At 39.4% G+C, this 23,711-nt stretch carries 16 protein-coding genes and 2 pseudogenes; 17 read left to right on the forward strand and 1 reads right to left on the reverse strand.

The window, feature by feature from the left end:
* Positions 1–17: 17 nt before the first annotated feature.
* Entirely contained in the window at positions 18–1,337 is a 1,320-nt protein-coding gene (locus UYI_RS0105130) for a serine/threonine protein kinase (RefSeq protein ID WP_016865604.1), read from the forward strand.
* A gap of 118 nt (positions 1,338–1,455) precedes the next feature.
* Here UYI_RS0105130 and UYI_RS0105135 read toward each other — a convergent pair whose 3' ends face one another.
* Entirely contained in the window at positions 1,456–3,105 is a 1,650-nt protein-coding gene (locus tag UYI_RS0105135) for a Ppx/GppA phosphatase family protein (protein WP_016865605.1), read from the reverse strand.
* A gap of 334 nt (positions 3,106–3,439) precedes the next feature.
* Here UYI_RS0105135 and UYI_RS0105140 point away from each other — a divergent pair, with 334 nt between their 5' ends.
* The 16 genes and pseudogenes from UYI_RS0105140 (at position 3,440) to UYI_RS0105210 (ending at position 23,701) form a co-directional block, all read left to right on the forward strand.
* Positions 3,440–4,321, forward strand: coding sequence for a 4-hydroxybenzoate solanesyltransferase (locus UYI_RS0105140; RefSeq protein WP_016865606.1), 882 nt, complete (start codon positions 3,440–3,442; stop codon positions 4,319–4,321).
* 200 nt (positions 4,322–4,521) lie between these two features.
* Positions 4,522–5,133: a hypothetical protein gene (locus tag UYI_RS0105145; RefSeq protein ID WP_016865607.1), complete on the forward strand. Its 612-nt coding sequence runs from the start codon at positions 4,522–4,524 to the stop codon at positions 5,131–5,133.
* A gap of 1,049 nt (positions 5,134–6,182) precedes the next feature.
* Entirely contained in the window at positions 6,183–7,346 is a 1,164-nt protein-coding gene (locus UYI_RS0105150) for an endo-1,4-beta-xylanase (protein WP_026085750.1), read from the forward strand.
* An 80-nt stretch (positions 7,347–7,426) separates the two neighbouring features.
* Positions 7,427–8,185 (forward strand): WecB/TagA/CpsF family glycosyltransferase, encoded by a 759-nt coding sequence (locus tag UYI_RS0105155; protein ID WP_016865609.1) that lies wholly within the window; start codon positions 7,427–7,429, stop codon positions 8,183–8,185.
* A 73-nt stretch (positions 8,186–8,258) separates the two neighbouring features.
* On the forward strand, positions 8,259–9,686 hold the full coding sequence (locus UYI_RS0105160; RefSeq protein ID WP_016865610.1) for a sugar transferase: 1,428 nt from the start codon (positions 8,259–8,261) through the stop codon (positions 9,684–9,686).
* Positions 9,687–10,404: 718 nt separating this feature from the next.
* Positions 10,405–11,685, forward strand: a pseudogene (locus UYI_RS40115) (GumC family protein); the annotation flags it as partial.
* A 252-nt stretch (positions 11,686–11,937) separates the two neighbouring features.
* Positions 11,938–12,591 (forward strand): annotated as a pseudogene (locus UYI_RS40120) (CpsD/CapB family tyrosine-protein kinase); the annotation flags it as partial.
* Between the two features lie 86 nt (positions 12,592–12,677).
* Complete coding sequence (locus UYI_RS0105170) at positions 12,678–13,634, forward strand: class I SAM-dependent methyltransferase (RefSeq protein WP_016865612.1); 957 nt, start codon at positions 12,678–12,680, stop codon at positions 13,632–13,634.
* A gap of 24 nt (positions 13,635–13,658) precedes the next feature.
* Entirely contained in the window at positions 13,659–14,216 is a 558-nt protein-coding gene (locus UYI_RS0105175) for a serine O-acetyltransferase (protein ID WP_016865613.1), read from the forward strand.
* Positions 14,217–14,427: 211 nt separating this feature from the next.
* Complete coding sequence (locus UYI_RS0105180; RefSeq protein WP_016865614.1) at positions 14,428–15,642, forward strand: glycosyltransferase family 2 protein; 1,215 nt, start codon at positions 14,428–14,430, stop codon at positions 15,640–15,642.
* A 215-nt stretch (positions 15,643–15,857) separates the two neighbouring features.
* On the forward strand, positions 15,858–17,135 hold the full coding sequence (locus tag UYI_RS0105185) for an O-antigen ligase family protein (protein WP_026085751.1): 1,278 nt from the start codon (positions 15,858–15,860) through the stop codon (positions 17,133–17,135).
* A gap of 138 nt (positions 17,136–17,273) precedes the next feature.
* Complete coding sequence (locus UYI_RS0105190) at positions 17,274–18,269, forward strand: glycosyltransferase family 2 protein (protein ID WP_026085752.1); 996 nt, start codon at positions 17,274–17,276, stop codon at positions 18,267–18,269.
* Positions 18,269–19,486 carry a Gfo/Idh/MocA family protein gene (locus UYI_RS0105195; protein ID WP_016865617.1) on the forward strand — a complete coding sequence of 406 codons (1,218 nt, stop codon included), beginning with the start codon at positions 18,269–18,271 and terminating at the stop codon, positions 19,484–19,486. The genes UYI_RS0105190 and UYI_RS0105195 overlap by 1 nt, the downstream gene beginning before the upstream one ends.
* 175 nt (positions 19,487–19,661) lie before the next feature.
* Positions 19,662–20,675, forward strand: coding sequence for an NAD-dependent epimerase/dehydratase family protein (locus UYI_RS0105200; RefSeq protein WP_016865618.1), 1,014 nt, complete (start codon positions 19,662–19,664; stop codon positions 20,673–20,675).
* A gap of 66 nt (positions 20,676–20,741) precedes the next feature.
* Entirely contained in the window at positions 20,742–22,034 is a 1,293-nt protein-coding gene (locus UYI_RS0105205; RefSeq protein ID WP_016865619.1) for a glycosyltransferase, read from the forward strand.
* A 326-nt stretch (positions 22,035–22,360) separates the two neighbouring features.
* Entirely contained in the window at positions 22,361–23,701 is a 1,341-nt protein-coding gene (locus tag UYI_RS0105210; protein WP_016865620.1) for an oligosaccharide flippase family protein, read from the forward strand.
* The last annotated feature ends 10 nt before the right edge of the window (positions 23,702–23,711 follow it).

A 23,711-nucleotide genomic window follows, 5' to 3' on the forward strand; every position in this document is an offset into this window, starting at 1 on the left:
GACTGGAGTATTTATCCATGCTTGAGGCGGGGCAAGTATTACGCGATCGCTACCAACTCAAACAAAAGTTGGGACAAAATGCAGGTCGTCAAACCTGGTTAGCTGAGGATCTCGCAACTCAACCAGCAGAACTAGTGATAGTCAAGTTCTTAGCGTTTGGTGATCAGGTACAGTGGGATGATCTGAAACTGTTTGAGCGGGAAGCGGATGTACTTAAACAACTAAATCATCCCCGCATTCCTAAGTATCGCGATTATTTTTCTATTGATGATCGTATCCTCTGGTTTGCTTTAGTTCAACAATATATTCCTGGTTTATCTCTCAAAGAATTACTTAATCAAAGACAGAAATTTTCAGAGGAACAAGTCAGAAAAATTGCCTCTGATGTCTTAGAAATTTTGATTTATTTACACTCTTTAATTCCCCATGTTTTACATCGTGATATCAAACCAAGTAATTTAATTTTGGGTGAAGATCAACAAGTATATTTGGTTGATTTTGGTGCGGTACAAGACCGAGCTACAGCCCAAGGAGCTACTTTTACAGTGGTGGGTACTTATGGATATGCACCAATCGAACAATTTGGTGGTCGAGCGGTTCCTGCTTCTGATCTTTATGCTTTGGGAGGAACATTAATTCATTTAGTTACAGGTATTTCTCCCGCAGATTTACCACAGCGAAATATGCGGATTCAATTTAGCGATCGCACTAATTTAAGCCCTCATTTTACGCGGTGGTTAGAAACTCTTACGCAACCAGATGTAGAACAAAGATTTCAAACAGCGCATCAAGCTTTAGAACTTCTCAACAATCGCCTCACTACTTACTCTTCTGGTGTAGTTTCTCAACCTCATGGTAGCCGGATTCATCTCAAAAAAACGGCTAGTTATCTAGCAATTAAAATTCCAGCACGAGGAATACAATCTTCTGATAGTTTTTTATTATTTTTTGTGAGTTTATGGTATGGAATTCTGCTTTTGTTCACAAGAGGTATTTTCCATCCTTTTCTGTTAATTCATTGGATGGCTGGTTTATTACCACTGAGTATGTTGTTATTTCCTGCATTTGGAGAAGTTTATATTCGTTTTGATCATAAATATTTTTTCATGGAGTGGGAATTATTTGGTCAATGCTATCGCAGAAAGCGAGGAAATACTTCAGCTATTCACGATGTCTGTGTCAGCCGTGAAACTATTTCTGTGAATAATAAACCCTTGATGGCGGTTAGTATTGAAGCTGGAGTTCAAAAATACAAATTTGGTGCATTTAGTCCGGAAATAACTGATGTAGAACAGCAATGGTTGGTGAAAGAAATCAAAGATTGGTTAGGGCTGTAATCAATATGGTTGGTTAAAAGTGAAGGCTATTTTGAGATGGGGTGATAGGGAGGTGGGGAGGTAGGGAGAATATACAATTAGAATCACCCCATCATCCCATCACCCCATCACCCAAAGGCTAACCAACTACAACAGCAGGTTCTTCCAAAGTTGCTACTAGTTTCACACCAAATTCTGACTCAAATACTCCTTTTTTATAATCCAAACTCCAGAGTTCTAAGGAGCATTCATCATCAGGACGAGATGGGAAAATTCGCATTTTTAATTCTCGTGTAGCTGGAATAAATTCACATTGCAATTGCTGAATCGCTCCTATATGTCGCCGGTCTAAAGCAACTGCTAATCTGAGAATTGCACTCAACTGGCTAACCATTTGTCGGTGTTCTTTGTGCAGCAAATTGCGAAAATTTTCATGCTTTTTCTTGGGTGGGGATTTGCGATGATAACGGGCGATATTGGCGATGATTTCCATCTCGGTTTCGGTGTAGCCGAGTAATTCGCCATTACGAATTAAATAGTATGAATGTTTGTGGTGAGAGTCATGACTGACAAAATGTCCACAATTGTGTAGGATTGCCGCAGCCCAAAGAAGTTGTCTTTCTTCGGCTCCCCAGTTATGAAGTATACCTTGAGTCTGGTCAAATATACTCAGGGCAAAGATAGCGACGCGATCGCTATGTTCTAAGTTGACATGATATTTCTTTGCAGTTTTCAGAACACTGCGCTGACGCACTGAACTTTGGTAGCGTAGGCGGTCTTCAATTAAGCCGTGGGTGAGCATCCAGTCTACAATCACGCCTTCACGCAGGGCGCGTTCACAGACTGTGATCGACTCTAACCCTAATAAATTCATTGCTTCCTGTAATATTATTGCCCCAGCTAGTATCACTTCTGACCGTTTATCTGGCATACCAGGAATTGTTGCCCGTTCGATGTTAGTCATTTTCCGCAAGCGATTTACCCACTCGCGCAAGTCTTTCAAACTGAACTGATATCCATTCAGCGTCGAGGGAACAAAACCCAATTTTTCACGGGCGTTAATTACTGCTAGAGTTTCAATAGTACCGGAAGTTCCTACTAAGCGTGGGTGTTCACCAAACTGTAGGTTTGCTAGTACCTCTTCGACAGAACGTTCTAACATTCCCCGTGCATAAGCTTGCAGGTATTGAAACTCAGCGTTACTAATCGGATCAGTGTTAATTAATTCATTGGTGAGGCGAACTGCACCTATTTTTGTACTAGTAAGAGTTCGTGCTTGGTGACTATCTCCCAAAATAATTTCTGTGGAACCGCCACCAATATCAACAATTACGTGGGGCTGGTTATTAAATTCCATCCCCGACAGTACACCCAGATAAATCCGTCGTGCTTCTTCTGGCCCCGAAATTAAATCAATGCTCAAACCCAATTCAGCTTCTACCTTGTGTAGAAACTCCTTACCATTGGGAGCTTCTCGTACGGCGCTAGTTGCTACAGCAATGATTGTTTCGGCGTTGAGAGTTTTAGCAACTTCTTGGAAACGTCGCAAGCAAGCGATCGCTCTTTCTATCACTTCTGCTTTTAAGCATCCTGTGACTAGATCGCGATCGCCCAATCTCACGGTTTCCTTTTCTCTACCAATAATGCTGAATGCTGGTAGTGTTGTTTCAATCCGCACAATCACCATGTGCAGAGAATTGGTTCCCAAATCGATTGCAGCGATGATTCGCTGTTGCTTGTCTGTTTGAGTTAGTGTACTCCCCCAGCTAGCAGAAACCAAATTGACCATTTAGCGTTCTCTCAGTAAATGAAGTAAAAGAAGGTAAAAGCTGACTTGCGGACGATAACAAAGTAGTGTCTGTTCACCAATTGATTTTCAGATTGACTCTGATGCTTGACTGTGCCTGAGCTTTTGACTCACCCTGCAAGATCCACAAATTTGACTATTCATCTTGAGTCAAAGTTGCCACTTTAGCAGTTGCTTCTATAAATATCAAATAAAGTTATTCTATATATGTGAAGATGTGTGAATTAGTTGATGGTTAGTTGTTGGTGGTTGGTTGTCTCCCCACCTCCCCACCTCTCGTGTCCCCTATCCCTTATCCAGTCATTTCGAGACCCCTATGCTCAGTACACCAGAACGCAACCAGGAACCTACTTGGCTTGTGATCATCCGATTACTGCGGTGGCATAAGCCAGAAGGACGGCTTATTTTGATGATTCCTGCCCTGTGGGCTGTATTTTTAGCAGCTGGTGGAAAGCCGCCTTTACCATTGGTTGGCGTGATCATTTTAGGAACGCTTGCTACAAGCGCTGCTGGCTGTGTTGTCAATGATTTGTGGGATAGAGATATAGACCCAGAAGTAGAAAGAACGCGCGATCGCCCCCTCGCTTCCCGTGCGCTTTCTGTAAAAGTTGGTATTGCGATCGCAATAGTGGCTTTTTTCTGTGCAGCGGTTCTTGCTTTTTATCTTAACCCAATTTCCTTTTGGCTGTCTGTGGCAGCAGTTCCAGTTATTTTGCTATATCCAGCCGCCAAACGGGTGTTTCCCGTTCCGCAATTAGTGCTGTCAATTGCCTGGGGATTTGCGGTGTTAATTAGTTGGAGTGCTGTGACACAGAATCTTTCTCAACCGACTTGGCTGCTTTGGGGAGCAACTGTACTTTGGACACTGGGATTTGATACTGTTTACGCTATGAGCGATCGCTCTGACGACAAGCGTATTGGTGTGAATTCCAGCGCTTTATTTTTTGGTGATTATGCACCCATTGCTATTGGAATTTTCTTTGCTGGAACTATATTGTGTCTTGCTTGGTTGGGAATCGTGATTCAGCTTCACCTAGTCTTTTGGCTCAGTCTTGTAGTTGCCACTGCTGGCTGGGTTTGGCAGTCTGTTCGCTTAAATCAACAGGATATACCTAATTCTGCATATGGTGAAATGTTCCAGCAAAATGTTTGGATTGGTTTTATCCTACTGGCTGGCATGATTTTTGGTAGCTTTTAGGAAGGCAGGAGGCAGGAGGCAGAAGGATTAAAATTAATACTTCATCCTTCATCCTTCTCGTTCCCCCTTATTTGCCTGTGTTATTACAGTGCTTTAGTAAACTTTCTGTAAATTTTGCGTAAATGCACTTAGAAACTATTCCGGAATTCTACGAATTTCGATAAAAGTTGGGTATACAACCATAGTTCACACCCAACGCAATGAAACGAAGTTTGCCAACAAGACGCTATGCGTCTGCACAACTTGTACAAATTGCCATTATTGCTTTCATTTCCCTTGGCAGTGTTGGTATTGTTGGGGTAGGTTTCGTTTTCAGACAAGCTTTTAATAGTAACAATCAAACAAATATCATACAAGATGCCTCACGATACCAGGAAATTCGTCATAAACTTTGGTTAAATCAAAATCAAGTCAGACATTTTCCTCGTCATATTCCGCCAAATAGCTCGGACGTTCGTCTAGCTTACTCTCGTGGTTTTTTACAAGGACAAAAAAATAATTTTTTTCAACTTAGGTTGAAACTTCCAGCACAACAAGTAAAGGAATTAAATAATCAATACAAAGCTATAGCTAAGCATAAGTATATAGGTGGTAACACTAATGAACACGCCAACCTACCTAACGGTGTGCCTACAACTTTTTTTTATACTAGTAACTCTCAAGAAGATTCTTTTCCTAACTCCTATGAAATATTAGTACTGGGTGCAAACGATAGAAGTGGTTCTAATTTTAAGTGGAATCATGGTGATAGTTATGGTGTCGCTATAGATCTATCGGCTTCAGAGATTATCTATTGGGCTGAAGAATGGTAAGTCAGCACAAATAAAGCTAACTCGTTAGGCTCGTCATTTGTCCAAAGTCATTGATCATAGACATTGATGAAAGCTACTTAAATTACTTCTCGTTGTTGATTATTTTTAATCTTTTTATTATCAAACTTATACTTGATGCATGTATCAATATTTATCTTGATAATACTTTTAATGGTTTATAGTAAATATTATTCGCAAAATAAGAATTATTCAATAAAATCATCATTCTCAGCAACGATATAATCAATAAAAGCAAATTTTAGCTACTTCTGGTAGAAAATAACTACTTGAAATAAATAAGAATATTATTGTAAGATTGTTGCATGATATAGATAGCTTTTAGAAAACCCTTGGAAAATCAAAAATGCTTCGTAGCAGCAACTAAATCACAGCATTTTTGGCTTTGAAAGCTAGTCAGTAATTAAGTGTGAGTTTTACCTGATTTTGACAACTGCAATTTCAAGATAAGCTCCAAATATCTTATCTATGAAGCATAAATTCATATAATATTTGCCTGAATAGCTGATAGTAAAATTGCATAGTTTGCTAATCTAGCAATAGATATATTTGTGCATTGACAGTGTAGATAGCTACAACAAAATTTCCTTTTTCTTTCTAAGGATATAGCTTATAGTGACTTGATGATTTGTACAGTTTTAGAATGACGATCTCAACAATCACATACCACATTTATTATTCGCTTTAATAGCAATCACAAATTAATAAATATCTGACTATAGCAATTGATTTGGGCTTAGATGGTCTTATGGATCTCAGTTCAATCAACATAAACTATTTATTATGTATTTACTAATAAATAGCTTGCTTTATCAAATAAAAATATTTAATTGTAAATCAACAAAAATACTAAGTATCTATCTAAAGTTTAATTGACTCCATTTTTTGAATATTTAATATTGAATAAATTAGAAGAATTGACAGTAAAAACAAACTCATATATAGAAGCATTTCAGGCATTTTAACTAGCTATATTTATTGCCTAAAATCATGCATTTTGTCTATACAAGCCTTTTGTCTAGTCTATATATATGTTCAAAAAAATGTCATTGGGCAGACGTTATTTTTTGTACGCTAGCCTATCAGTTTTGACAGGAGCAAGCGCAGTTAGTGCCGGAAAAAATAGAAATTACATGTACAGTCAAGCGCTTGATGATTCAAGCAAGGAATTCAAAGTACTTGGCAAAAATTCTTTGAAAGATCGTGCCGCAGCAAAGGGATTAATTTATGGAGCCGCCGCTGTCAAAGATTATTTGGTGTCAAACACAAATTTAAAGACCAGCTTTGTTAGAGAGTGCAATATGCTGGTTCCAGATTATCAACTTAAGTGGGATAGTATACGACCTCATCCCAAAAAATTTGATTTTACTAAATCAGATTGGTTAGCTCAATTTGCACGGCGTCACGGCATGTTTTTCCGCGGACACACCTTAGTTTGGCATCAGGCTTTACCTGTGTGGTTTAAGGAAGTAGTTAACCGCAAAAATGCAGAAAGCTTGTTGTTGGAACATATTACAACTGTAACTAAGCACTATGGGGGGAAAATACACTCTTGGGATGTAGTGAACGAGGCAATAGAAATAGATGATGGACGAACTGACGGGTTACGAAAAACGCCTTGGCTAGAGTTTTTAGGTGCAGATTACATCGAGCTTGCTTTTCGGACGGCGGCGGCTTGTGACCCCAAAGCCATGTTGGTCTATAACGACTATGGACTAGAGTATGACGGCTACCAAGATGGAGCCAAAAGAACTGCTGTTCTCAAACTGCTAGAACGATTGAAATCTAGAGGAACACCGATTCATGCTTTGGGTATGCAATCTCATCTCATGGGGCACATACCAGGCTTTAATGCTAAAAAATTGCGGAGTTTTCTTGCAGATGTAGCTAGTCTTGGTCTCAAAATTCTGATTACTGAACTAGATGTGGTAGATCAGGAATTAACTTCAGATCCGATCGCACGCGATCGCATTATCGCAGGTCTTTATGAAGACTATTTGAATATTGTCTTAGATGAACGAGCAGTCATTGCAGTTTTAACTTGGGGATTGAGCGACAAATACACTTGGGTATCAAGTTTTTATCCCCGTTCAGATAAATCACCAGTCCGTCCTTTACCTTTGGACTCAAACATGAAATATAAACTGGCTTGGAATGCTATGGCCAGAGCATTTGATCACGCTCCAAAACGATAATCAATTTTTTATTCCAAAAACTACTTCCTATCTACTCAAGTATGTGAAGCATACTTGACAATCTTAATCCAGGGTGAACCATGAAGATCAATATTTGTGGCGTAGAAATTGACCAACTTTGTTTTAATGAAGTTGTTGAAAAGATAATCGAACATGTACTAGTAGGCAAAGAACCAAAATATGTTGTCACCCCTAACGCACAACATGTTGTACTACTACAAAATAATTCTCGTTTTCGTGAATACTATCGTCAAGCTTTTTTGGTAGTACCAGATGGGGTTTCCCTCTTATGGGCAGCGAAATTTTTAAAATCATCACTCAAGGATCGCGTGAATGGCACAGATTTATTTGAGAAATTATGTGCGATCGCCGCTCAAAAACAGTTAAAAATCTTCTTATTAGGAGGACGTCCTGGTGCATCTATCAAAGCAAAAGAAGTTCTAGAAAAAAAATATCCAAATTTACAAATAGTCGGCACATATTGTCCACCCTATGGATTTGAATCACAGCCTAAAGAATTAGGAATTATTAACTCTAAAATTCGAGAGGCGAAACCAGATATTCTTTTTGTTGGTTTGGGTTCTCCCAAGCAGGAATATTGGATTTATGACAATTACAAAACTTTAAATGTACCAATTGCAATTGGTATTGGAGTTAGCTTTGAACTAGTCAGTAGTATGGTGAAACGAGCGCCGTTATGGATGCAAAAATCTGGCTTAGAATGGTTCTTTCGCTTACTAGTGGAACCTAGACGCTTATGGAAACGCTATATCCTGGGTAATCCTTTGTTTGTTTGGTTAGTACTAAAACAACGCATAGGAGTTTCAAAATTTGAATAAAGTTTTAACGTGGCATGGCTCTGTTTTAGTTAGGAATTTCTAAAGTTACCAAAACATCGAGGTTGTCAAATTTATGACTACTAATACTCTCACAGTTACAACTTTTAAACCGGATTTGAGGTCAGCTAAAGGTACTACCATACAACGAGGATTAAAAATTAGGATACTGCGAGTAGTAACCTTAATTTTGTTAGATGTCATTGCTTTGACTTCAGCATGGACGTTAGCGGCATATTACGGAACAAGTATAGAATCTCTGTGGACAGAACAAATCTCTTTACTCATGTTCATGTTAGTAACTGCAATCAGTGTCATAGCAGTTAAAGGACTTTATAAACCTGGAAAAGAGCGCCGTAATTATTTTGGTTTGATTCAAGCAGTATCACTAGCAGACATTTTACTATTATTCATAGCCTTTCTTTACGAACCAGAAAGTTATGTTTCACGCTCTACTTTTTTGATATTTTGGTTTTGTTCTGTAGTGTTTGTTTGTTGCGATCGCTTCATATTTGATGTTGCGACAAAACAATTTCGTTGTCAGGGAGCAATTCGTCATTCAGTTTTTCTGATTACTGACAGCCAAGACCAAAAAAATCATATTAAGTTAATTGAACAAGAAAATTGCTACACAGTGCAGGGAATTGCTGATCCTAGCTGTCTGGATTTGGTTAACCGAGAAGCGACTTTTGAGTATCTGCGCAAACAGGGTATAACAGAAGCTTTTGTTTCTTGGAATGCCATCAAAAATCGTTTATATGTTTGCTGGCACTTCCAGACTGCTGGCATTATTTTACGAATCCTACCAATGGAAACTGATGTCTGCTGTCCCAAATCAGTATTTTGGATGCTGGGTGAAGTACCTTGTATGACAATTCCAGCACCAATTATCGCAGGTAGTGATTTTTGGCTCAAAAGGTGTTTTGACCTTATTTGTTCAATCTCACTGTTATTATTGTTATCTCCTGTCTACCTGGCAATAGCCATACTCATTAAATTAGACTCCCCAGGGCCAGTGTTCTTCCGCCAAAATCGAGTCGGATTGCACGGAAAGAACTTTAAAATTTGGAAATTCCGGACAATGGTTAATAATGCAGAAAAACTGCAAGCATCTCTTGAAACCAACAATGAAATCAAAGACGGTGTTCTCTTTAAGATCAAAAATGATCCTCGGGTTACACGGATAGGTAAGTTTTTGCGGCTTTATAGTTTAGATGAATTGCCACAAATATTAAATGTTTTAGTTGGGGAAATGAGCTTGGTGGGTCCTCGTCCTCTTCCTAGTAGGGATGTCGAAAGATTTAAAACCAAGCACTTTATTCGCCAAGAAGTTTTGCCTGGTATCACCGGATTATGGCAAGTTTCTGGTCGATCTGATATTGATAACTTTGAAGATGGGGTGAAATTAGATATCACTTACATTGAGAATTGGTCACTCTGGCTTGATTTGAAAATTTTGTTGGAAACTGTTAGAGTCGTGCTACAAAAGACGGGTGCTTATTAATTCAAAGCAGAGGGTATAAGGTAGAAGATTTCAAAAAATTATACTCATAATTCCTCTTCAGCCTTCTGTCACTTAGTTTGAAGAATTCCGTATGATCAACTCACATCTAATGTCAATTAAAACTATGGCAACAATCATGTTTTTAAAGCCTGTCTTCCCGTAGGGTATACCGATAAACACCGATTGATTTATCTGTGTGCATCTGTGTGCATCTGTGTTCGCTATTCATTGATTTTTGTGTGGCTGCAAGTTAATTCATGGGTTCAATATTTTTTGGGTAAACGAACACCGATGAACACTGATAAACACAGATAATCTATCTGTGTACCTTACGGAAACTGCCCTTGGGGCGTCTAAGTTAATCAAATCAAACTCTGGACAATTGCTAAAAACCTTATATCACTTCTTCAATTCACAGTCTTACTTAACCCCTAAATTTAATATTCGATAAATAAAGCATTTATATTGATATATCAAGAATCAATTTCAATTATCATAAAATATTCTTTGAATTTTTCTACTTGAAATAAATATAAAACGAAGATAAAATCTAATCTAATATTGTGTAATCTCAAATATCATTTCTGGCAGCAAAAAACTTGATGTTTTAGTAAAAATGCCAACAAGATTATTTAATAAGTTTTTCTTGAGTTTTGTCTGTTAATAATCTTTTCAATTTTCCGCATGTGTATACAACCACCACAAGGAAACTTGTTGTATGGAGACTAATAGCTACACACAAGAAGCAGAAATTCAACAGTACTTGCTTATTCTCAAACGCCGTTGGCGATTGATAGCAGCAATCATTCTTGCTTCTATTGGCTTATCAGGTTCAGCTCTATTCATGCAAAAACCTGAATATCAAGCAGATGGTATACTACTTTTCAAATCAGACCGCACATCATCACTTACCAAAGTAGGAGAAAAAATAGGGGATTTAGAAGCTTTGATGCGCGAGGGTAATCCTCTAGAAACTCAAGCCGTAATTGTCAATTCCCATCCAATGTTACAAGAAGTAATTACTTCTTTACAGTTAAAAGATGAACAAGGCAAACTCATTGCTCCGGAATTACTTAAAGTCAACGTCAAACCAATTGTAGGCACAGATGTCCTTAGAGTTTCTTACGCCTCAAATGATCCTGAATTAGCAGCAGCAGTAGTAAATCAGTTAATGAAATCTTATGTAGAGAACAACATTCAAACTAACCGTGCCCAAGTTTCTGCTGCTGGTGAATTTATTAAAGAGCAACTACCTGCTTCTCGCCAAGAATTAGAACGGGCAGCTGAAGCATTACGTCAGTTTAAAATCCAAAACAAAGTGATTCAGCTTGCAGAAGAATCAACCGCAGCTATTGATATTATTTCCAAGCTTGATCAAGAAATAAATCAAGTTAAGGCTGCCTTAGCGGATGTGAGTGCCCAAGAACAACAGATAGCCAGTCAACTAAATGTAAGTGAAAATCAGGCAGTCACAGTTACTTCCTTGAGTCAAATACCTGGTGTTCAAGAAGTTTTGACTGAGTTGCAAAAAGTTCAAACTAAATTAGCAAATGCACGAGCAATTTATACTGAGGTACATCCAACAATTACTGACTTAAAAAATCAACAAGCTACTCTCAATTCTTTATTACAACAACGGACTCAGGAATATTCAGGAATTCCAATAGTTTCTCCGGGGAAATTGCAAATAGGGAAGATTCGGGAAGAACTGACTGATAAATATGTGGAGTTAAAAGCAGAACGACAGGGATTAGAGAAAAAAATCCGAACTTTGTCTAATATCCGAGCGAATTATCAACAACAATTGGCTATGATGCCAAGTTTAGAGAAAAAGCAACAAGCTTTGGAGCGTAGACTAGAAGCTGCTAAAACTGGCTATGAAAATCTTGTTACCAGACTACAGGAAATTCAGGTAGCAGAAAAGCAAACTATTGGGAATGCTAGAATTGTCCAACCGGCACAGATTCCGAAAAAGCCAGTTATCTCCAAAACGAAAATACTGTTAGCAGGTGGGAGTATATTTGCGGGCGTATTACTGAGTATTGCTGCTGCATTTTTTGTAGACTTGATCGATAGGTCATTGAAAACAGTCAAGGAAACCGAAACATTTTTTGGTTACACTTTGTTGGGTTTAATTCCCAAATATAAACCGAACAATTCTGTTAGTGGTGTCCAAGAGATAGAAGCTGGTGTTTATCCTCAGGTTATCGCCACTACTTCACCTCGCACAGTAGTTCATGAAGCTTACCAAATGCTTCAGGCAAACCTGAAATTTATCAGCCATCGGAAAGTTCGTAAAATAGTAGTCACAAGTTCTGTAACTGCCGAAGGAAAATCAGAAGTTTCTGCCAATTTAGCTGCGGTTATCGCTCAATCAGGTAAGCGAGTTCTACTAGTTGATGCAGATATGCGTAAACCAACGCAACATCATTTATGGGGTTTAATCAATTCGGTGGGTTTAAGCCACCTCCTGGTTGGTCAAGGAGTCTTGTCCCAAGCCGTGCAAAAAGTTACAGAGTTTTTAGCTGTGCTGACTGCTGGAGTCATACCTCCCAACCCCTTGGCTCTCATTGATTCTGAAGGTATGACTTCTTTGGTAGATATTTTTGCTGAAAACTATGATTACGTGATATTTGACACTCCACCTCTTGCAGGAATTGCTGATGCCGCAGTTTTAGGAAAAATGGCAGATGGGATTTTGCTGGTAACTCGCCCTGGTGTTTTAGATGCACCTAGTGCTGCTGCTGCTAAGTCTCTACTAGAACGTTCTGAGGCAAATGTTTTGGGAATAGTTGCTAATGCTGTTAACGCCAAGCAGGAACCTAGCAGTTACTTTTATTATTCCAGCCTTCGAGATAGAAATAGTACCGCAGACTTGGAGAGAGTACCGCAAAAACTGAAATAGGAATTTGATTGCAGATAAAAAAGACTAGACAAAGGGTGGCTTCCGAGAGAAACAAACTATATTTTTCCAATCGGAACTTTATCAACATGACCATAAACAAGAACCGTTTAGAACAGTTCTCTAACGAAAAGCTTGTATTTAGAGAGCGATCGCATTGTATCAGCTGTGGTTCCTCTAATCTTCATCCCTTGTGGCAAGGAAAATTTACTGATGAACCTACTCGTTCTTTTCTTAACAGATGTCACTACAGCAAAGATGTAGTACCGTTGCTGGCAGAAGAAACCTTTTCTTTGGTGCGTTGTGAAAACTGTGGCATGATTTTCCATCAACGGATTCTCACACCCCAAGGATTAAACAAGCTGTATGACGAGTGGATTAATGATCTCCAAATCGAACATATGGAAGCACACTATCAAACAGGTAATAAGCGAGATACTCTGTTTGAACGTGGGCGACAATCTATCAAGCATCTGTTGCGCGTCAAAAAACTAGTAGAACCACATACAACAGAACAATTTCGCATTCTAGATTATGGTTGTGGTGATGGATACTTCCTCTGTTTAGCAAAGTTTTTTGGTTTTGATGTCTATGGAATAGATTTCAGCAGAAGGCGTAGCGAACGAGCAGCAAAAATGGGTATCTCTGTTTTCAACAATTTGGAAGCTCTAGAATCTGCTCAGATCAATAAAGTACATGCTGTGGCACTGTTTCAAGTATTAGAACATCTCGAAGACCCACTGGCAACCTTACGCAAAATAGCAACCACAATTGCTGACAAAGGAATTTTAATCGTCGAAGTTCCTGACTGTCGAGGAATTAGTCAACCTCAAAATTTTTCAGAATTTCATGCTGTTCACCCCCTTGAACATATCAATGCTTTTACCCCTGTGACATTGAAAAAAATGTGTGAACAAGCTGGATTTATTGCTACACAACGCATCCCCGCTCATGTCACAACTAGTTTCTTGCATATCCTCCGCACAGAAATTAGTCGCTTCATACAGCCCAATCGCACAGCCCTCTATTGTCAACTTTCAGATTGAGAACTATTACCAATTACCGAAACAATGAGTGTTCAAGTAGACTGGATAACCAATAAACAACCAGCAGAAGACACGAGTTTAAGTCTCTGGCAACAAATCAAAGAAGACTGGATCGCCCACGGGCGTGATTGGACTCTACCTGGGTTCCGCAGTGTAGCTATTCACCGTTTTGGAGTTTGGCGTAAGAAAATCAAACCCAAACTCTTACAAATACCTTTTAGCATTCTCTATCTAATGCTATATCGCAGAATTCGCAATCACTACGGAATTGAACTACTTTACACAGTCAAGCTTGGTCGTCGTGTGGTTATTCACCATCAAGGAACAATCATCATCAACGCCTACGCCTCCATTGATGATGACTGCCAAATTTGCCAAGGAGTTACTCTCGGAAGTCGTTACCCAGATCGTCCCTATGATGCGCCTAGATTGGGTAAAGGAGTTGAAGTTGGTGCTGGTGCAAAAATATTAGGCAATGTCACCATTGGTGACTATGCCAGAATCGGTGCTAATGCTGTGGTTTTATGCGATGTCCCAGCAGGAGCAACGGCAGTTGGTATTCCGGCAAAGATTATTAAGTAGAAAGCAGAGAGGGCAGAAGGGAAAAGGGTAAAGGATTTTTTAATTCCTTTAATCCTGATTTGAGGCTTACTGACATTGGTGCAAGACCTCCACGGGCAATTATGCCCACAACGAAGGAATGAAAATTTGACTCGTCCTACACCCCCACACCCTTACATTTTTATACCCATTTTCAAGACAGATATCACTCACTCATAGAGGTAGCAGTGTCATGTCAATTAGTCAGCTTTTGGCTGTGTCTAGTAGTGTTGTTCTGTTAATCAGCACTTTAGTTTTATTGATTATCTGCCTATTTTTTCTAGTTGAATGTACTGCTGCTTTGTTACCAATCGCTTCTTGGCATCGCACCCATCAATGGCAAGATACTCAAGTTACTGTGTTAGTGCCAGCACACAATGAAGAAGTTGTGATTCGTTCGACGCTGGAAAAACTCATGCCTGCGTTAAAAGCACAAGACCGTTTGATTGTGATTGCCGACAATTGTAGTGATGCGACAGCTGAGATTGCGCGTAGTCTAGGTGCTACAGTGATTGAACGCCACGACTCCATCTGTAAAGGTAAAGGATACGCTCTAGACTACGGCTTACGGTTTATAGAGTTTGAACCACCAGACGTAGTTGTGATTATCGATGCCGATTGTACAGTGTATCCGGGTGCGATCGCTCAACTGAGTGAATGTGCGATCGCCACAAATCGACCAGTACAAGCTACTTATTTAATGCTGAGACAGAAAAACTCTCAGTCATCGAAAGACCTTGTTTCCCAATTTTCGATCATCATCAAAAACTTAGTTCGTCCTTTGGGTTCAACTCGCTTAGGAATGCCTTGCTTGTTGTATGGTACAGGCATGGCTTTCCCCTGGTCAGTCATTCGCTCAGTCAATCTCGCAAGTGGTCACATTGTCGAAGACTTAAAACTAGGCTTGGATTTGACGATTGCAGGACACAAACCACTATTTTGTCTAGAAGCAAAAGTTACTGGCTATTTACCACAGCAGTTACAAGCAGCCAAAACTCAAAGAACTCGCTGGGAACACGGTCATTTGCAAATTATGCAGACTTACGTTCCCCTTTTGCTGCAAGAAGCAGTCAATCAAAAAAGGCTGGATTTGTTGGCCAGCGCTCTAGATTTATGCGTACCGCCTCTATCTCTGCTAGTCATGATTTGGTCAGTATTGATGACCTGTTCTCTACTTTTTGGAGTACTTACAGGAGTATGGATACCAGTAATTATGGTTATCTGTTCTGGATTGTGTGTCTTGATGTCAATCTTTATAGCTTGGAGTAAATTCGCCTATCAAGATTTACCTTTACACGAGCTTTTAACGATTCCTTTCTATATTTTTTGGAAGATTCCTGTGTATTTTAATTTTTTAGTTCAGCCTCAAAGCCTGTGGATTCGTACTGAAAGAGACAAAGTCTCATAATTAAGTTGGCACAAATATAGAGACGTGCCATGGCACGTCTGGTACAAGTTGGGGTCGTCATTTGTCGTTTGTCTTTTGTCCTTTGTCTTTTGTAACAACTAGTAATTATTAATCAATGACCACTGACTAATAACCAATGACTAATGACTAATGACCAATTACCGATTACCGATTACCGACCTCAACAAATAATACAAGTTTTTAAGCGAAATGATATGATACATCAAAAAATTATCGTAAAATATCTCAAATTCGCTGAGAAAGGGTTGATTATTTTGGCGTTAAGCTTTTTCTCAGGGATATTTAGCCCTGAATCAATGGGTACAGTTCTACCTGAAATCTTTGTCTCATTTATCAGATTCTCGCTTTGGGGGATATTTACTTTTTTAGTTGTTCTGGTTTGGCAGGATGCGATCGCGATCATCAATCGTAACAAAATTCTTTTTATATTATCGGTATTAGCTTATTTTTCATTTATCTGGTCAGAACTTCCAGACTACACCTTACTTAATGCTAGAGATATCTGGATGATGACCACTTTTGCTTTATATTTTGCTATCAGATTTAGCTTTAAAGAGCAAATCAAAATTATTACCTATACTCTATTAATAGGTATGTTTCTGAGCTTCATTTTTGTATATGCATTTCCTGGTATTGGTAGACACTGGGTAGATCATCCAGGAGCCTGGAAAGGGGTATACGGACATAAAAATTATCTTGGTAGCTTGATGGTTTTAAGTTCATTAGCTTTTTTATCTTTATCTAAAGATAGCTTACTAATATACAGATGGGGTGGTTTTGCTTTATCTTTATTTTTTATATTGTTATCAACTTCTAGAACTTCTTTAGTTCTCTCTTTTCTACTCTTATTAATCATCACTTTCTATAAAAATTTTCGGTGGCAAGGAAAAGTTAGCGTTATTTTTCTCGATCTGACAATTCTATTTTTAGGATGTATTTCTTTACTAGTTTTTACTTATTGGGTAGAACTAATTACTGGTTTAGGCAGAGATCCAACTATCACAGGCAGGACAATTATTTGGGAGGTAGCATTAAATCGATTAATGGAAAGACCATTCTTAGGTTATGGACGTGGTGCATTTTGGGCTCCTAAAAGTAATTACGCATTTGAAGCAACCCAAGCAATTGGTACTGGCTGGGTTCCACCTCACGGTCATAATGGCTTTATTGATACGGCACTTGATGTTGGGGTAATTGGTTTATTGTTATTTTTCATTTGTTATTTCAGGACTTTTGCTAAAGCTCTAAAGTTTGGATATGCTAGTAATAAACCTGAAGAAATTTGGCCTTTGGCATATTTGATATTTTTGATTATCAATAATATTACAGAGAGTTGTTTATTATATTTACCTAATATTTATTGGGTCTTGTTTATGACGATCGCTTTTACTCTTAGTAACAAAAGTCAGTATCACACATTAGTATTTCACCCTCCGCAATCAGCTTTATTAAAACAATCGCAAAAGAAATGAAAATTGGTAGCTTTTCAAGTATTTGATTAAACGCAGAGGAGCGCAGAGGTTTCCGCAAAGGAACGCAGAGTGTTAATGGGAGCTACTTCGTTTTGTGTTTTGACTCTTGGCGGTTCATTAATTATAGGAGGTACAAATTTGCATTTAATTGGAGTTGTTGTTATTGGACGTAACGAAGGAAAGCGTCTTCACCAATGCTTACTATCAGTCATTGCAAAAGGGATAACTGTGGTCTATGTTGATTCTGGATCAACAGATGCGAGTGTGGCGTTGGCTCATTTTCTTGGCGTTCATGTTGTGGAACTTGATTTATCTATTCCCTTTACCGCAGGTCGTGCTAGAAGTGCTGGATTTGAGTATTTATTGCAAGTCAAGCCAGAAGTTGAATATGTGCAGTTTGTAGATGGAGATTGTTGGATTGTCGAGGGATGGTTAGAAAGAGCAGCATCTGAATTAGATACTAATCCAGAAGTTGTGGTGGTCTGTGGTCGTCGTCGGGAGGAATTTGCAGAAAACTCTATCTACAACCGCCTGTTGGATATTGAATGGAATACTCCTGTGGGTGAGGCTAAAGCCTGCGGTGGTGATTCCATGATCAGGGTAGGAGCCTTTAAAAAGGTAGGAGGTTTCAACCCATCATTGATTGCAGGTGAGGAACCAGAACTGTGTGTGCGCCTGCGACAAGCTGGTGGCAAGATTCTACGTGTCGATGCAGACATGACATGGCATGATGGGCAAATGACTCGTTTTGGTCAGTGGTGGAAACGCTCAGTTCGCAGTGGTTATGGTTATGCAGAAGGTGCTTGGCTACACGGTCGCAGTCCCGAACGGCATTGGCTAAAAGAAAGTTTGCGGATTTGGGTATGGAGTTTGGTTTTGCCTGTGTTGGCGATCGCTACTTTCTTCCCAACTCATGGGTTAAGTATAATTTTACTACTACTAGCCAATCTTTTCTCTGCCTACCGAGCATACAGGTATACAAGGTGTAAAGGTTTTGCTCCAAAAGATGCGATCGCTTACGGCTTATTTTGTGTTTTAGGTAAGTACCCTCAACTAATTGGTCAGAGCCAATTTTACTTATTCAAGTTATTCAAACGACAGCCAACTATAGTCGAGTACAAAGGAGCGTTTTAATGTTGGTTAAGACTTTGACCAATTTTGTCAGCAAACCGAGGGAAGCCAAGCTCAATTCCAATTCTCTGAGTGTTGATGAGCAATATAGAAGATCCATTGCGATTGTTGGCTGTGGCTATGTGGCAGATTATTACCTGAAAACACTTTCACTTCATCCGCAATTACGGATAGTAGGGGTAATGGATCGCATCAGTGAGCGTGCCTACAAGTTGGCTGCATATTATGCTATTCCTCGTGTATATAGTTCCCTAACAGAACTTCTTGATGATGAAGAAGTTGATATCGTCTTAAATTTAACTAATCCCAGCAGTCACTATTGTGTTTCTCAAGCTTGTTTAAAAGCTGGTAAACACGTTTATTCTGAAAAACCTCTAGCAATGCAGATGTGGCAAGCTGAGGAATTAGTCAAATTAGCCCAACACCAGGGTTTATATCTTTCCTCGGCGCCATGCAGTTTGTTAAGTGAAACCGCTCAGACAATTTGGAAAGCACTGCGAGAAAATCAGATTGGCACAGTTCGACTTGTCTATGCTGAAATGGATGATGGACTAGTCCACCTCATGCCTTACAAAAAATGGGTGAGTGAATCCGGTACTCCTTGGCCTTATAAAGATGAGTTTGAAGTTGGTTGTACTTTAGAACACGCTGGCTACTATGTGACATGGCTGACTGCATACTTTGGGCCTGCACAATCAGTTACTGCTTTTTCATCCTGTCTGATTCCCGATAAACAAACTGATGTACCATTAGATGTGAAAGCTCCAGACTTTTCTGTAGCTTGCATCAAGTTTGCCTCGGGTGTCGTTGCCAGATTAACTTGTAGTATTGTTGCACCCCATGACCACTCTTTAAGGATTATCGGTGATACGGGTATACTTGGCATTCATGATTCTTGGTATTATGGAGCGCCAGTATATATCCGGCGCAGTATCAATATTCGCCGCAAGAGACTAGAAGGTATTTGGAAGCAAAATTATCCCTTGGTGAAGCCTACTCCCTACCTTGGGCATAAAGGCGCTCAGCGTATGGATTTCTGTCGAGGTGTGGCAGATATGGCAGCTGCAATGGTTGAAAAGCGACCTTGCCGATTGTCGCCTGAGTTTTGTTTGCATAACAATGAAATTGTACTGGCGATTCAAAATTCCTTAGATACAGGTTCTTCTTATAAATTGACTACTACATTTGAGTCTATTGAACCAATGCCTTGGGCAAAGTAAGAGTATAAGGCAGATGGCAGAGGGCAGAGGGCAGATGGCAGTCTTTATGAAACAAATTTTACCGCCAAGCATGAAAATATTAATGTTCCTACACCCTTACACCCCCACACCCATTTCTAGGGCAGACGGTAGAAGAATAAAGAAAGCTCATCAATAATACTGAGGGTACGTGTGTATGAAATTACTTGTGACAGGGGCATCTGGTTTCCTTGGTCAGTATACCGTTGCTGAGGCACTGCGATGTGGATTTCAGGTGCGCGCTGTCGTAAGACAAACAAGTAATGAAAATCTGCCCTGGTGCAATCATCCAGGATTGGAATTGGTACGCATAGATTTACAGAAACAAGAGTTAGATAGCCTAGTTGATGCATTACAGGGTGTGAATGTGGTACTGCACATAGCAGGTGCAACAAAGGGTGACTTTGCTACTCAGTATGCCAGTAATGTGGTGGTGACAGAGAACTTACTGAAGGCAATGGTTGTATCAGGGGTGTTACGACTAGTGGTTATTAGTTCCTTTTCAGTATTTGATTACCTGCGAATTAATTCTGGTGAAACTATCACTGAAGATTCGCCGATTGAGTGCGAACCTCTAGTACGGGATGTCTATGCCCAGACAAAGCTGATGCAAGAACAGATTGTGCGTGCTTTTGAGACAAAACATAGGGGAAAGGTGACAATTCTCCGCCCTGGGATGATTTACGGGCGAGGACATCTGTGGAATGCTCTTGTGGGTGCTAAAGTTAGCGATCGCTTCTGGATTCGCATTGGTGCTAATGCCCAGATGCCTCTGGTTTATGTAGAAAACTGTGCAGAAGCGGTTGTCACAGCCGCCCAATGTGATGAAGCGATTGGTCAAACTCTGAATATCGTCGATGATGATTTGCCAACTCAGAGTGTGTATGCAGAGACATTGGCAAAAATTATGCCACGTTCACCTAGTACTATTACCATCAACTGGACGGTAATGCGTGTACTGGCTCGTTCTATTTGGCTGTGTAATCAATTGCTTTTGGCAGGTAAGATGCAACTACCTCACATTCTGATACCAGCAAGATTACACGCCCGCTTCAAGCCTTTACACTATAGCAACACTCGCGCCCAGCAAGTATTGCACTGGAAACCAAAGTATTCACTTGTTACTGCCTTAGAACGTAGTTGTAGCGATGCTGATTTGTTGCATGTCTAAGCTTCGTTTATTTCTGCGTTGTTTACATTTTCGCCAATAACTAAAAATCACCATGAGGTTGATTGTATGCGTATTGCCTATTTAACTGGAGAATATCCCAGGGCGACAGACACATATATCCAGAGAGAAGTCATAACCTTGCGAGAAATGGGTGTGGATGTACACACATTCTCCGTTCGCCGCACAGATGATAGACATATGGTTGGACCAGAACAGAAACAAGAACGCGATCGCACTTTCTACATTCTCCCTCCAAACCCCATCCATTTACTTTTGGCACATCTGAGTTTACTGCTGGCTTCCCCCAAAAGATATCTCAAGGCTATCAAACTGGCATTCACAACCAGTCAGCCAGGGTTGCGGGGTGGCTTATATCAATTTTTCTACTTTTTAGAAGCGGGTATTCTGGCTCAACAAATTAAAAAAAGACAAATTAACCATCTGCATAACCATATTGCCGAAGCTAGTGGTACTGTTGCCATGTTGTCTGCCGAGATGGGTGGTTTTACGTACAGTTTTACACTTCATGGGCCGTATATCTTCTTGCGTGCTTATCAATGGCGGCTGGATGAAAAAATCAAGCGATCGCTATTTGTATGTTGTATAAGTTACTACGCTCGTAGTCAGGGCATGATTTTTGCGCCTATTGAAAAGTGGAACCGAATGCATATCATTCATTGCGGTATCGATCCAGCGCTGTTTGATGTGGTTTCTCACAACGAATCAGGAAAACGCTTACTGTTTGTGGGGCGACTGGCAGAGGCGAAAGGATTACCAATATTACTGGAAAGTTTAGCTTTATTAAAACAAATTCATGCAGATATTATTTTAACAATTGTCGGCGATGGCCCAGACCGTCAAAAGTTGGAACAATTGAGTGTCGAGTTAGGATTAACTCAAAACGTCAATTTTGTTGGCTATAAATCTCAGGCTGAGGTACGCAACTATTTTCAGCAAACAGATGTTTTTGTGATGTCTAGCTTTGCAGAAGGAATACCAGTAGTATTGATGGAAGCAATGGCAGCTGGTGTGCCTGTTGTCGCTACCCAGATAGCAGGCATCAGTGAATTAGTAGAAAATGGCGTAGATGGCTACCTTGTTCCACCTGGCGAACCCAACATACTAGCAGAGCGTATAGAAAAATTACTGAGTAATCATCTACTTCGAGCAAGATTTAGCACAGCAGGTAGAGCCAAAGTAGAAACAGATTTTAACATTCACTATGAAGTTGCACGACTGCATCACCTCATGACTAGTGCTTTGAAAGGACATGTAGAACCAATTCGCCCCAATGTTCCAGAAAATTTAGTTTCCCTGACGGCATATGAAACAGTAACAACTTCTGTTTCAAGTCGGTGATGAAAAGTGTTGCTAATTTCTATGAATACTAACCCTTTTAAGGTAACTCGTGAAGGCTCTTTGTGACTCTGGTGTGTTCTCTATTTAATAACTTAATAAACTACAGAGGTACAGAGAACACACCAGATAAGAGGTTATGGAGGAGTTCATTTTCGATAATTTTGATCCACCTTGAAAGGGTTGCTATGAATGATTATAAATCCTACCCCTCCAGCAATTAAGTTCACAATTGACTCTGCTGTTTCATCTGTTGACGTGCGTGCAGCAGTTTTTTCTAGAGTACAGTTTTTGCATATATTCCGACTTAAGTATTTCCTATTGAAAATATGACATCTATAAAAAAACTTGCCATTCGTGGAGCAATCTGGACTATTATTGGTTTCGGAAGTATTCAAATCCTACGATTTGGCAATAATTTAATTTTGACTCGCCTACTACAACCAGAATTTTTTGGTTTAATGGCATTAGTAAATACCTTAAGAATGGGTTTGGAACTTTTTTCAGACATAGGTGTTGCTCAAAATATAGTTAATAGCAAAAGAGGTGATGAACCTATTTTTTTAAATACTATTTGGACTCTGCAAGTAATTCGTGGTGCAGTCATTTGGTTTTTTGGTCTAATTCTTGCTTTTCCAATAGCCCATTTTTATAATGATCAACGTTTACTATGGTTAATTCCAATCGTTGTATTTACTTCATTTATTGAAGGCTTTAACTCTACTAGTTTACACACTCTGCATCGTCAGATGAAACTGGGTAAACTTTCCATTTATGAACTTATTTTTCAGGTATGTTATTTCTCTACGCTCATAGGCTTGGTTTGGTTGTATCCAAATGTCTGGTCTTTAGGTATTGCAATAGTAATTTCAGGAGTTTATAAATTGGTTAGTAGCTACTGGTTAATACCAAATTATTCTAATCGTTTTGCATGGGAACCAAAAGCAGTTAAAGAAATTCTTTCGTTTAGTAAGTGGATGTTTATCGCATCAACATTAATGTTTGCTGCTGAACAAACAGATCGCCTTGTTTTGGCTAAGTTATTGTCATTTGAAATATTGGGTGTATACACAGTAGCGTATACTCTAGCCAGTATTCCTCGAGATGTGATCAGGCAACTCAGCTTTAGAGTTATTTTTCCTGCAATCTCCCAACAATCTCACTTACCAAGGGCTACTTTGCGGCAAAAAATTCTGCCTCAACGGCGATTAATTCTACTAGGAGCTGCAATTATATTGGCAATATTAATAACTATTGGAGATTTATTAGTTGCATTTTTATATGATCGAAGATACGCAACAGCTACTTGGATGATGCCTATTTTGTGTAGTGGTATCTGGTTTTCTTTGCTATTTTATACTACTAGTCCTGCTTTGTTAGCAATTGGGAAACCGCTGTATTCCGCCCAGAGTAATTTTGCTAGATTTGGAATCATAGCTTTGGGTGTACCTTTAGCTTATCAAAGCTTCAGCGTATTAGGAGCAATTATTGTTATTGCATTTAGTGATTTACCTTTATATATAGTTAATCTCTATGGACTCTGGCGGGAAAAACTTTCTTGTTTTATTCAAGATATGCAAACTACTGCTTTTTTTATCGGTGTACTAGCTTTATTTTTAATCATGAGGAATTCTTTAGGATTTGGTCTCCCAATTCAATCATTACTCTAAATATTCATTC

This window comes from Fischerella muscicola PCC 7414, assembly GCF_000317205.1.
Lineage (GTDB): Bacteria > Cyanobacteriota > Cyanobacteriia > Cyanobacteriales > Nostocaceae > Fischerella > Fischerella muscicola.